At 31.4% G+C, this 13,290-nt stretch carries 9 protein-coding genes and 4 pseudogenes; 4 read left to right on the top strand and 9 right to left on the bottom strand.

The features are described from left to right. Positions 1-598 precede the first annotated feature (598 nt). The 3 genes and pseudogenes from JFU23_RS00085 to JFU23_RS00075 all read left to right on the top strand — a co-directional run bounded on the left by JFU23_RS00085 (position 599) and on the right by JFU23_RS00075 (position 2,303). The gene (locus JFU23_RS00085; protein ID WP_193665755.1) at positions 599-832 is read left to right on the top strand and encodes a CGEA protein; all 234 of its coding nucleotides are present in this window, start codon (positions 599-601) and stop codon (positions 830-832) included. 216 nt (positions 833-1,048) lie between these two features. Next, complete coding sequence (locus JFU23_RS00080) at positions 1,049-1,294, top strand: CGEA protein (RefSeq protein ID WP_085311207.1); 246 nt, start codon at positions 1,049-1,051, stop codon at positions 1,292-1,294. A gap of 31 nt (positions 1,295-1,325) precedes the next feature. Next, positions 1,326-2,303: pseudogene (locus JFU23_RS00075) on the top strand (CgeB family protein). Between the two features lie 125 nt (positions 2,304-2,428). Here JFU23_RS00075 and pseI read toward each other — a convergent pair. From pseI to JFU23_RS00030, 9 genes and pseudogenes are all read right to left on the bottom strand, one after another. Further along, positions 2,429-3,478: a pseudaminic acid synthase gene (gene pseI / locus JFU23_RS00070; RefSeq protein ID WP_201031023.1), complete on the bottom strand. Its 1,050-nt coding sequence runs from the start codon at positions 3,476-3,478 to the stop codon at positions 2,429-2,431. Next, positions 3,471-4,030: pseudogene (gene pseH / locus JFU23_RS00065) on the bottom strand (UDP-4-amino-4,6-dideoxy-N-acetyl-beta-L-altrosamine N-acetyltransferase). Before pseH ends, pseI begins: the two are co-directional and overlap by 8 nt. 1 nt (position 4,031) lies before the next feature. After that, the gene (pseG, locus tag JFU23_RS00060) at positions 4,032-5,132 is read right to left on the bottom strand and encodes a UDP-2,4-diacetamido-2,4,6-trideoxy-beta-L-altropyranose hydrolase (RefSeq protein ID WP_201031022.1); all 1,101 of its coding nucleotides are present in this window, start codon (positions 5,130-5,132) and stop codon (positions 4,032-4,034) included. Positions 5,133-5,171: 39 nt separating this feature from the next. Then, the gene (locus tag JFU23_RS00055; protein WP_201031021.1) at positions 5,172-6,146 is read right to left on the bottom strand and encodes a cytidylyltransferase domain-containing protein; all 975 of its coding nucleotides are present in this window, start codon (positions 6,144-6,146) and stop codon (positions 5,172-5,174) included. Positions 6,147-6,167: 21 nt separating this feature from the next. Continuing rightward, entirely contained in the window at positions 6,168-7,373 is a 1,206-nt protein-coding gene (pseC, locus tag JFU23_RS00050; protein WP_201031020.1) for a UDP-4-amino-4,6-dideoxy-N-acetyl-beta-L-altrosamine transaminase, read from the bottom strand. Next, positions 7,373-8,335: a dTDP-glucose 4,6-dehydratase gene (locus JFU23_RS00045; RefSeq protein ID WP_201031019.1), complete on the bottom strand. Its 963-nt coding sequence runs from the start codon at positions 8,333-8,335 to the stop codon at positions 7,373-7,375. The genes pseC and JFU23_RS00045 overlap by 1 nt, the downstream gene beginning before the upstream one ends. Further along, a complete protein-coding gene (locus tag JFU23_RS00040) occupies positions 8,332-9,357 on the bottom strand; it encodes an SDR family NAD(P)-dependent oxidoreductase (RefSeq protein ID WP_201031018.1) in 1,026 nt (341 codons plus the stop codon). Before JFU23_RS00040 ends, JFU23_RS00045 begins: the two co-directional genes overlap by 4 nt. 228 nt (positions 9,358-9,585) lie before the next feature. Then, on the bottom strand, positions 9,586-10,989 hold the full coding sequence (locus tag JFU23_RS00035; protein ID WP_201032247.1) for a CDP-glycerol glycerophosphotransferase family protein: 1,404 nt from the start codon (positions 10,987-10,989) through the stop codon (positions 9,586-9,588). 6 nt (positions 10,990-10,995) lie between these two features. Beyond that, positions 10,996-11,760, bottom strand: a pseudogene (locus JFU23_RS00030) (glycosyltransferase family 2 protein); the annotation flags it as partial. Between the two features lie 270 nt (positions 11,761-12,030). On the opposite strand from JFU23_RS00030, the pseudogene JFU23_RS00025 reads away from it, so the two are divergent. Next, positions 12,031-13,290, top strand: a pseudogene (locus tag JFU23_RS00025) (glycosyltransferase family 2 protein); the annotation flags it as partial.

Here is a 13,290-nt window from a genome sequence, read left to right as displayed (position 1 = left end):
TTCTGCGTATTATTTTAAGCTCTTTAGAGCTTCACTTTCACTATTAAACTCAATTTTTGAGAAAGGGTACTTCTATCGGAGAAAATAATAGAATCTTTTAACTCTGCATGGGAAAATGCATATATTAGTTGGATTGGCATCTATATTCAGCTTGCAAATTAGTCCTTATGAGCTGTCACCTTTTTATGGAGCACATATGTATTTTTTTTCTTTTTATTTAATTTTATTTACACACTTAAAAGAAACTAGCATATGATATTATATACTAATCCAAAAACCATATAGTCTACTTTCTAAGAGCACTGATTTGTGTTCTTTTTTTAGATAATGCTTTTGTTCAATTTTTTGCTACATTTTTAAGACATTTATTTATTACCCTTAACAAGCCCTTTTAAAAATAGTTACATATAAACCTTCTAACCATATTGTATTTTTAACCCTTTGTATTGTAGGTTTAATAGTTATCAAATTGATTATGAAGGGATAAAGCCCAGAGGTGACTTCTATTAGTCCAAACACTTCACATTACTATCACATACACTATAAAATGTTTGGACTTTATTATTTTAATCAAAACTTAAAGTTAGGAGGATTTAATATGGCAGATTGTACAGGTTTAGCCTGTTTTTTATTCTCTTCGTGGCCAACGGGAACAGTTGTTACAGTTACTACTAGATCAGGTCAAATTATTGGACCTGCTATTTTTTCACTGTTCTTTCCGAATATATGTGCAGTAGTATTGGTAGAAGAAGATGTGATAACCCCCTCTTCTACCAATACTATATTCATAAGTTGTGAAGATATAGAAAGTGTTACTTTAATCACTCCTTAAGATGATTCATATTGTTCTAGCTTAATCCATATTTAAGACATTCTAATGAATGTCTTTTTTCATGAAAAATCTAATCAGCGTACCTTAAAATGTACCATTCTATTGTTTCAATAAATTGATTTAATTTCAATTTTTTCTCTTCTAAAGGTTACTTGTCTACACATCGTTCTACAAACTTTCATATGATATAGTATATTGTTTAAAGGAGGGATAAATTTGTTCTTATGCAATTTATTTGGTTGTTCAGGTGGAGTATGTAGTATTTTTAAAAATTTACAACCAGGCGAAGTCGTTACTGTTACTGGTAAATCTGGAAATATTATTGGACCTGCTATTTTTACAAATTTCAATCCTACTACTTGTATCGTCACATTAGAAGAGGAAAATTCAGTTACTCCTCCTACTACAAGTATTACTAAGATCAGTTGTAAAGAAATAGAAAGTGTTACGTTTATCTCATAATATATTTTAAACCTAAAGCAGGGATTGAAATATGAAACTCTTATACATTACTTCTGGTTACTCAAAAATCTATCAATATCTAGATCAAAGCATACAGAGAGCATTTATCGATCAAAATTTTGAATGGTTAGCAGTACAGCCGTGTGAATTACTCGAACAATTGGATTTCATTACGGCAACATTTCATCCTGATATTGTTTTCACCTTATTAGGGAATCATCTACCACAAAAAGCAATTCATTATTTTAAAAAAGGAACATTAAATTAGCTGTCTGGTTAACTGAGGATCCATTTTATATAGATACTTCGCTTCTTCTATTAAATAACTTTGATTTTATATTTACTATTGATAGCGAAGCACTTAAATATTACACAGCTTTAGGATATATCAATGTATATCACTTACCATTAGCAACTAATATAGATGTATTTAAACCTAGTCTAAAAAATCCAAAATATAAAAGTGAAGTTTTGTTCATTGGATATCCTTATCCAATCCGTGTGAAATTGATACAGTTTCTTTTGGAAAAAACCCCTTATCACTATACCATTATTGGTAAGCACTGGAGAAATAAGTTATTAAAAAAATGGAAAAATCACCGAAGAATTAAGATTATAGAAGAATGGATTCCACCTCAAGAAGTTGCTCTCTATTATAATAACGCTAGTCTTATATTAAATCCGCATCGTAGTCATCTATTTCCACAGAATAAAAATAAAAATAGAGTGAAAAATAATACTATTAATAATCGTACCTTTGATATTGCAGCTTGCCAAGGATTTCAAATTATTGAAGAAAAATCTGACCTTTCATCTTTCTTCAATAAAGATGAAATTATATCCTATAACAGCTTTGAAGACTGTTTAAATAAAGTATCTTTTCATTTGAATGATACGATTTCTAAAAGAATTAATGGTCGGAAAAATCCATACAAAAGTTATTACCCAGCATACTTTTCATGAGAGAATCCATTTTATAAAGACTATTTTACAATCACAACTTCATTAGGTTATTAAATTAAAAATATCTTTTCTTCTATAATCATTCTGAATAACTTAAAATGCCTTTTCATTAAATTGAAAAGGCATTTTAAGTTATTCAACGAATTCCTAGTAGTATCTAATTGTACCCTATCAAATAAGATCCCACGAAACAGGCGTTCCTTTTTCAATGTCCTTATTCGCTTTCTTTCCGATAATTTTGGATAAGTGTTTTGGCAATAAACCATTCCCTGGTCTAATAGCTTTAATATTCTCATTTGTAAAGACTTCTCCCGCTTTTATGTTTTCTACTACATATAATGATCTTCTAAATTTTAACGAATCTTTTTCTATATCAGTAGGGCCATAATATACATTCCCCAAAGATTCCCATGCTTTTTCAGTTTCGCTTACTAATAATTTAAATTCAGCTGGTTCCATTGAAAAATCAGCGTCAACTCCTCCATCCGATCTCGAGAGCGTTAAATGTTTCTCAATTACTGTTGCCCCAAAGGCAACACTCGCTACAGATACCCCTACTCCAAGTGTATGATCAGATAAACCTACCTCACATTTAAATAACTCCTTCATATGAGGTATGGTAACTATGTTTGTAGATTTTGGAGATGCAGGATACGTACTTGTACATTTTAATAGAATTAATTCTTTACATCCCTCTTCTCTCGCAGCACTTACTGCTTCATCTAGTTCAGCAATCGAAGCCATACCTGTCGAAATGATTATTGGTTTTCCTGTTGCTGCTACTTTACGTATAAGGGGAATATCAGTATTTTCAAAAGATGCGATTTTATAACAAGAAACATTTAATGACTCTAGAAAGTCTACAGCTGTTTCATCAAACGGCGTACTAAATGGTACCATCCCTAACTCTATACAGCGATCAAAAATGGGTTTATGCCACTCCCATGGTGTATAAGCTTCTTTATATAAATGATAAAGTGATTTACCTTTCCATAAGCTTTTTGTATCGTGAATTAAAAAATCACCATTTTCTATATTTAAAGTCATTGTATCTGGTGTATATGTTTGAATTTTAAATCCTTGTGCCCCAGCCTCCGCAGCTGCCTCTACAATTTGCAACGCCCTATCTAATGATTGATTATGATTCCCTGACATTTCTGCAATAATAAATGGTGGCAAGCTATTGCCAATCTCTCTACCTCTGATATATACATTACTCATTTTTTTCACCTTCAAGTTCTTTTTTTATTGCTTCTTTCCTTTCCGCCCATTGTTCATGAGACAGGGCCATTGTAATAACATCAATATAATCATTATCCCTGTAAATATAGTTTTCATATCTTCCATCTTCTTGGAACCCAAATTTCTGATGGAAATTTAAACTAATACGGTTTGATTCTATTATTTCTGCACAAACTTTGTGTATGTCTTTTTTTCAAAAATATAGTCTAATGCTAATAAACCTAATACCGTTCCAGCACGTTTTACGCTTTGTTTTTCACCTATATAAAATCCCCAATAACAAGTCCGATCCATTTTATCTATTTTTGTAAAATTAACAAATCCAATTGGTTTTTCTTCATATGTTAATAATCTTGCAACTTTTGTATCATCCACTACTAGTTTTTCATACCACTTTAAATGTTCGTCTATTGTTATTTGATGATCTTCATACATAACCGAGCGAATTTCTTTTGTATTCCGCCACTGTAAAATAAGTTCTAAATCTTTCTTTTCTAACTTTTTCAATTGAAAATCCCCAATATTTAACATACTATCCTCCTAAAATAATTTTTGCTATTTCATTTGAGTTACTGGCACACTGTATAGAAAGAGCTTTATTAGACATTTCTTTCACTATTTTAGAATCTGATAAAAGTTTGTTTAGGCATTTCGTAATTGTTTTATCCGAAACACTTTTAGCTGTGCCAATATTCCATGTAGCTCCAACCTTCGCTACAGCCTGGGTTACTTCAATTTGATTTTGGGCAGTTGTAATTGTTATAGAAGGTAATCCAAGAAAGCAGCGTTCCCATGTGGTTGTGCCCCCAGCTCCTATCCCAAAATCAGCTTGTACGAGAAGCTCTTCCATATTCTCTATTTGACAATAAAATGAGGCGTTACAAACACTCTTACAATAAGTTTGAATCTCCTCTTTATGCGGATTTTGGCTCCCTACCACCACGTCTATTTTTAAGTTATCTTTATTTATATTTTGTAAGGCTCTTAACGTTTTTAATGTCTCATTTGTTACATCATGTCCACCAAAAAAAATAAAGATTCTCTCAATTTCTCCTGTTCTTTTTCGTGAAAATTTCTTAGCGGCATGAAACTCTGGCCGTAGTATAGCGTATTTAGGCCCCAATTTTACTAATGAGTGCTCTGGTATTAAATCTTTATAGCGACCATTAAGGTTATCGTATAAATTTTGGTCTAGTAACAAATCACAGTCGTGCATTCGATTTGCAAGATCATCGATTACCATGATTTTTCTTACATTTTTTCTTAAAGCAGACTCCCACTTATTATCTAATCCATAATGATCAACAATTACCCAATCAAAGTTGGGAAGTTGTGACAAGATATCATTTGTCTGTTTTGCATCAACAAACCAATGATATTTTAGCCAGTATAAATAACTCCCGTGTACTGTACTTAAGAAATTCGTATTTTCACCATCTGCATCTAATAAAAATACATGAAATCCTTTATTTAAAATATATTGCTGAAGATCACCTTGTAGCTTACGACAAATGAAATATACTTGAGCACCTTTATTCCGTAACTCATGAGCCAATGTTAAACAACGCATAATATGACCAGTACCTATCTCAATAGATGCATCAGCGCGAAAGACAATTTTTTTCTCATCCAAGTTACTCCCTCCTCGTTAAAAGCACTACAATTTATTAATTTATAATTTTGTTTCTCTATTTAGCTCATCTACTAATGATTGTTGATTTGCCCATTTCAATTTCACATGACTATTAATTTGAATAAGTTCAGAATTTCGAAGGATGTAATCTTTTATTTGATGAAAAAATAAAGGTTTAGATTTTACATTCAAAATTTTATAAAGTTTATTGAACATATCTAGATCTGGTTGTTCATCTAATGTTAACCTCCAAGAAGGATAACAAAATGAAGGAGGGAGTTTTACTATATTGACCCGGAATAAATGAGGATTATTTGTAAAATAAAATGGAAGGTATTCTGTATAGGTTAAGGTTTTCGGGGTTTGTAGCAAACGTTCAATTGCTTCTAATGTGAAAATATCGCCTGCTGTTCCGACAGGTAACGTACTTAGCTGTGCTTGTGTATAATCTGCTCCACTTTTCAAATGTTGCTCTAGTAAATAATTATTGATTTCTGGTGATACAACTGGGCAATCTCCTGTAATCCGCATAACAATGTTTGCATTTTCTTGTTTTGCAGCTTGGAATATGCGATCTGCGGTATTTTCTGGATCGCCCCTAAAAATCTTAACTTCCCCATCTAAATCAAATTTTTCCAAAGGATCATCTTGCGTAACATCTGAAGTAGCAAGTATGACCTGGTGTTTTCCTGGAATAGCTAATGTATTTACTAGACATCGTTCAATGGAAGGAACTCCGTGTATTGGCAATATCGCCTTTAAAGGTAACCTAGTAGATTTTAACCGGCAAAGTACAATTATTACTACCTTTGGAGGTTCAATCACCTCTTTTGTTAATGGGGTACCTGCAGACAAATTATATACAGCTACCTGAGGTAATAATTCCTCTGCTTCAAGCTCGTTCAGTGCATTTTCAACAATATCTAATTCCATAGTTACTTTATTAGCTGTAATAATCTCTCCCCTTTTAATATCAACTTTTGTAACTGCTCTTAACAATTTTTGGTTTTGCAATTCTAATAACACCCCTTTCTTTTAATTTTTAGTAACTCTATAAAACGAAAGAACTTTTCTCACTGCTTTTATTACATCCCACACATCAGCTTCTGTCATTTTAGGAAATAGAGGCAGCGTAATTATTTCCTCATATACGTTTTCTGCTTGCGGACAAATACCTTTTTCATAACCTAATTTTTGATAAAACGGTTGTAAATGTACGGGAATATAGTGCACATTCACACCAATATTTTCTTTTTGTAATGCCTCGTAAATTTCTTTTCGATTACATTTTAATAATTTAGTATTTATACGGATGATATAAAGGTGCCAACTTGAATCGGTTTGAGGCAATTGCTTTGGTATGATGATTTCAGGTAAACAACTAAATTCTTTATTATAGATGTCTACATATTTCTTTCGAATCTTAATAAAAGACTCTAATTTACTTAACTGTGATAAACCAAGAGAAGCTTGTATATCCGTTAATCTGTAGTTGTAACCTAAGAATTGCATTTCATAATACCAAGGCCCATGATTTTCAAGGAGTTTTTGAGGATTCCTTTCAATTCCATGCGTACGAAATTGAACAAGTTTTTCATAAAACAGAGGATTATTTGTGGTAATTACTCCGCCCTCTCCGGTAGTAATATGTTTCACCGGATGAAAGCTAAACATTGTCATATCACCAATTGAACCAATCTTTTTATTTTTATATGTGGCTCCTAATGCGTGAGCTGCATCTTCAATGATAATCAAATTATTTTCTTTTGCTATTTTTTCTATTGCATCTAACTCTACAGGCTGCCCAGTAAAGTGTACGGGAATGATGGCTTTTGTTTTGTTTGTAATCTTTTCCTCTATAGATTTAGGACTAATGTTATATGTTTCATTGTCAATATCGGCGAAGACCGGCTTTCCACCCTGGTATAAAATACAATTTGCACTTGCTACAAATGTCATTGGAGTTGTAATTACTTCATCTCCCTCAGTTATGCCAGCTGCATAGCAGGCAGCATGCAATGAAGCTGTACCATTTGAAAAAGAAACAGCGTATTTTGCTCCCGCATATTTCGCTATAGCCTCCTCAAACTGTTGAACCATTGGTCCTGTTGTTAAAAAATCCCCTTTTAATACGTCTACAACAGCTTGAATGTCACATTCATCAATTTGTTGCTGACCATATGGTAAATATTTTTCTCTAACAGGTTTTCCTCCATGTATACCGAGAATTTGCCTTACCATTATTCTTTCTCCTTAGGATAAATTTTTAAAGATTTAATCCACTCTTCTGTTTTATTAACTCCATCTTCTAAAGAAACTTTCGGTTCCCAGTTTAATATTGTTTTTGCTTTTTCATAGTTACATAATAATTTTTGAATTTCACTTTGTGGATGGATATGAGTTACATGTTGAATATTTACTTTATTTCCCGAAATCAATTCTGCTAATTTATTAATGGATATATCTTGTCCTGTTCCAGCGTTGATAATATGCCCATTTGCTTTTGCAGAGTATCCTGCTGCCACAACAAAATCTGCACAATCTTCAACGTATAAAAGGTCTCTCGTTTGTTTTCCGTCCCCATAAATATTTAGTGGTACTTTATCTAATTTATTATTTATAAAAATGGCAACAACCCCACCTTCACCACCAGTTTTCTGGAATGGGCCATACGTATTAAATGGACGAATAACCACAACAGGGAGCTTATAAGCATAATAGTAAGATAACACCATGTTTTCAGCAGCAATTTTTGATCCAGCATATGGAGAAGCTGGTTTAATCGGATCTAATTCTGATATCCCTTGTATATTAGTAGCTTTATCATATACCATACAAGTACTCATAAAGACCATTTTGACATTATACTTAAGACATTGTTCTAACAAATTAAAAGTACCTATTGTATCATTTTCAAAAGTTGTTCTAGCATCATCTATACTATCTTGAACATTGATACTCGCTGCTAAATGATAACAAAGGTCAAATGAATAATTTTCAAATAATTGAGCAACTAATTTTTTGTCTTTAATATCTCCTTGAATGCATTGCTTTAAATTTAAATCGTGTGCAAACTCGGTAATATTTGCAGTAGTTGAATTTGCTAAATTGTCTAATATCCACACTTCATGCTTATCCTGCAACAATTTCTTTACAACCCACCTACCAATAAAACCTGCACCACCAGTTACTAATATTTTCATAGTTTCTCCCCTCCTGCTAATAGTTGCTGGTTTAAAATTAAATTTCTAAGCTCTTCTTTTGAAATCGCATTTTGATGATCAGAACGGTAAAACCCTGCCTTCGCCCTTTTTGCATTTTCATATTGAGTACCCTTTTTTAATGGACTTGGTATGATAAACATATCCGGTAATTCAAAAGCCTGTAAAGATTCATCATGTGTCATAAGTTCTTCATACATTTTTTCACCAGGTTTTAATCCAATTTCTTCAATCTTAATACTATCCTTGGACAAACTATACAACTTTGTAACTTCTTCTATCATCACTTCACTTAAATCTTTTAATGAAATAACTGGCATTTTCAATATGAAAGTTTCACCGCCCTTTGCTATTTTCATTGCTTCAATGGTTAACATCGTTGCTTGTTTCAGTGTCATCATAAATCTGCTCATACTAAGATCAGTTACAGTTATTTTGTGATTTTCTTTAATTTGATTTTCAAATAAGGGAATAACAGAACCTCTCGATCCCATAACATTTCCGAAACGTACACTTGCAAATATTGTTTCACTAGATCCTTTTGAATATTCCGCTGACGTAATCAATCTTTCAGCAGTCAATTTTGTTGCACCGTAATTATTTGTTGGTGAAATTGCTTTATCAGAGCTTGTAAAAATCACCTTTTTTACTTTCTGGGCAATTGCCGCTCTTATTACATTTTGTGTTCCAAAAATATTGGTCAAAACCGCTTCAAACGGATTATATTCACAAAAAGAAACATGCTTCATCGCTGCCACATGGAACACATAATCAATATTTTCCATCGCACTAAATAATCGATCATAATTGCGAATATCCCCGATTAAATAACGTATATTTTGATTATTATCCCTAAATTCTTCTTGTAATAAAAATTGATTATATTCACTTCTACTAAAAATCCTTACAACTTTTGGCTTTTCCTGTAGAACATTAGAAAGAATGCTTTTTCCAATTGTTCCTGTTCCACCAATAATTAAAACGTTTTTATCTTTAAAAAACATAGAAATGTATACCTCCTCTTATTAAAATAACTTTTAGCCAAGAATATTCTCTCCTCAATTCGTGTGTAGTTCTATAGGCAAACAATTAAGTGAGAGATAAACTAGCTTTTGCATATTGAAACATACGTTTTTATTGCAAATTTATGTTACATATTGATCATTAAAATCTGAGGATATGGTGTTGTTTTAGGAATCCCTTACTTCAAAAATAAATAAGGGATGATGAGCTCAATCTTTTTCACTTTGAATTAAATTTATCAACTTTTTGGTGCTTACTTCTTGTGGATAATTTTCACTAATAAATTGTTGTCTTAATTCTTTTGCTAGACTTGACTGCAAAGAATCGTTTAGGACCTTTTCAATCGTGCTCACCATATCTTCAATAGAGTGATTTACAAGCCAATCTAATTTATCATAATACTTATAATCTCTATCCTCTAATAACGATTTATAAACAACTACAGGTATATCTAATAACATTGCCTCTAACCCTACCGTTGAATTCGAGATAACCACAAGATTCGCATGTAAAATAACATCATACATGTTCACTTCATTTGTTATATATTTAACATTAGGATATAAGTTACTTAACCGAACATATTCTCCCACTAGGTTACGCCCTTTTTCCCAAGGATGAGGCTTTATAATAACTGTGATATTTTTGTCTTTAACTAATTTTTCTGTCAATTCTATATAAAATGAAGTTTTAAATGGCTGGGTTGCAATAAAAACCACTTTTGTAGTGGGGTCTATTTTTAATTGTTTAAAAAGATTCTTTTTATCCATATATACCCTATCGAAAATATCATCATATCTGGGATGCCCTATAATCTCAATTTGAGATTCACTGACCCCTTTTTGAAGGTACCAATCTCGTTCATATCTTCCATATACAACCTGTTTTGTAGCGAAAACTGGAAAGTATGCTTCTTCTCCCATTATTGCACCATGCTGAAGACAATAACTTGGTATCCCCTCACTTCTAGAAAGAAAAGTAAGAGCTCTACTTGTTACATCTTCCGTAGTACCAACAATCACACTAGAAATATCTTGTTCTTTAAAAATGAAATAGGCCATATTAAGTTTCTCAATCATGATAGGAAGGTCACTTAGTAATTTTTTTTGAAAAAACATGTTTGAAAATAGTGGGTGCTTATTAAACTTTAAAAAGATTTCTTTAGCTTTTTCTATGAAAACATGTGCGGTATTAGAGGCTTTATTTATATAATCTGGTGCACAAATTGTAGGAAGACCATAAAGTTCTGTCTTTTTTGATCTTGTTAATATCTTTGTTTGATTTGGATTAAAGTGGATAAAGTTACTTACTGAAAAACGGAGATAATCTGAATTTAGAAGGATTGCTCCATTTCGATTTTTTCTTTTTATTTTTGCTTGAAATGAAGACATTCTTTTTTCAAACTCTAACTGTAACTGTGTTTCCTCTATGGGCTCAATTGACAGTTGCTTATAAAAATTATTTTCTTTCATTTTATTTTTAACATCTGCATCTAAATATTGATAAAAATTACTTAGTAATGGTAAAGGAATGTTATAATGCTTTAACTCGGAAAAAATATTTATATACTCTAGATTTAATAACCAGTAATTTTTCAAATAAATTTCACTCAATTTTTCACCCTCTTTTTTTCTTAAGTCTTCTCTTAATTCTTTACATGTTCTTTGTGGCGGTAATAATTGTACAAATTCATTTTTTTCTTCAGCAAATAACTGCGCATGTATTGAATGAGGAGTTATATAATTGATATCTAAAATTTCATCTAAAGGATAAAAATCCCAATAGTGATTTAATCTCCAAAAAAAGCGTGCATCTCCTATCCGATAAAACTGAGGATCTTCATCCCAGTAAGAATTCCACCTTTTTTCAAGAATTGGTAAAACAGAGGCTCTATGCATAATAGAACAATGATCAATTGTACATGGGGCATTATTAGTAATTTTTTTAGCAGGCCTTTCCACCGTTTTTATTGGCAAATCTGATTCATCTATATGAATCGTTTTTGATGCAGAGTAAATAATTTGAACATCTTTATTCTTATCAAGATAACTAGACATCTTTTCGAGTCGTTCTTTTTCATATTGATTATCATCTGTAATATAAGTTATATATTCCCCTTTCGCATACTTAAGTGCCTCATTAATTAAAGCAGCATATCTGACTTTTTTTGTCCGTTCAGAAATATGGGCCACATTACTTTTATAAAAATGTACATTTTCCTTATTTATAAATGGTTGAATTACCTTCTGGGTCATTTCATTAGAATCATCGTCCATTATAAAAAGTTCAAAATCTTGAAAAGTTTGGTTTAATACACTTAATATCGATTTTGCAACAAACGTAGGCTTATTGTAACTTGTCATTATAACTGAAATTTTAGGCAAATCTCCCTCTCCTCCTTATCAACAAATACAAAAACAGTTACGTTATTATATAAACAAGAAGGACGAATCCGTTCCGATAATTTTTAAAAAGATTTATATATCTATTAAAATTTATAGCAGCATATATTTTTCCACTCCACTATAATCCATACCATATCTATTACAAAGTAATAAACTATTCAAGTATAAATAAGAAAGTATCAATACAGGTTTAATTATTAGATTTCACTAGAAAAACCACATTCAATATTCTCAAAAGAGGTGAAGACTTTGCAACCCCTAATATCAATTATCCTTACTAGCTATAATAAACCATCATTAATCAATCAAGTTATTGAAAGTGTCCTAATGCAAACTTATAAAGAATGGGAACTTTTCATTATGGATGATAACTCCTGTCCGGAAACTATAAATATTATAAAAAATTATTTAGATGATCCTCGAATTAATTATAAAAATAGTATTATACAAGATAATGAGAGATATAAAACTACAAGATATGCAACACTTATCAATGAGGCACTTCCATTAACCCATGGGGATTATATTTGTTATTTAACGGATGATACTATGTATCTTCCAAATAGATTAGCTGAAATGTTATCTTTCTTAGAAAAACATCCTGAAATAGATGTAGTGTACTCTTCTCAATACGTAAAATATGTTGATTATAACCTACAACCTATACATGAATTTGTGAGAGAAGCTTCAAAAATTTTATATACAGCTGCAAATGTTGTAGATCACTGTTCAGTTATGCATACTAGAAGAATATTATTAAAGGTTTATGAAAAATATTGCGAATATTGGGATACAAATCCTATATATTGGTTTGTTGGAGATGCAATGTTTTGGAAACGCCTAAATACATTCCAACCTTTTTATCCTATTAGCAAAGTGCTCGATATTACTTTTAAAACACCATTTTCTTTCCAAAACCTATATGCTAACCTCCCTTCAAAGGATTTAAATGGTATTTTGTTTAGTAATTCACAAGGTGAAGTATTTTTAATTGATAATTTTAAACGTAGGCTCATTTCAAAAGACATGCTTTCCTACTTCAAATATAATCAAAATGAAATTGTCTTAATCCCTGATCCATTCATCTACAAATATACAGAAGGTCCCCCCATAACCCTTGCAGAATCAATTCCAAATTTACGGGTTGTACAAAACGAAAAAAAGAGTTGTTTTATATAGAAAATAATCAAAAACGTCTTTTCATTAACACGATAGCATTTCGCAAATTTAAATTTACAGCTCAAGAAATTATTAAAGTTTCACAAAATAGTTTAGATCAATTTTCAGATGGACCACCTATTCATCCGAATTTATCCAATCAAACGATCCTCCCTGAAGGAAAAGTATTTATTTATCATCACAATTATTTCATTATGACAAATCACATGCTTCATCCAATAGATAAAGACATATTACAAAAACTTTATTTATTAAAGAACTGTATAGCAATTTCAAAGACCAATTTAGCCCACTTTAAGATTGGCCCTCCTATTTCATCATATCCCTCTC

This window comes from Bacillus sp. TH50 (assembly GCF_016650565.1).
GTDB classification, from domain to species: Bacteria; Bacillota; Bacilli; order Bacillales; family Bacillaceae_G; genus Bacillus_A; species Bacillus_A mycoides.
Note: the sequence above shows the minus strand (reverse complement) of the source record. Positions and strands in the feature narration are given on the sequence as shown.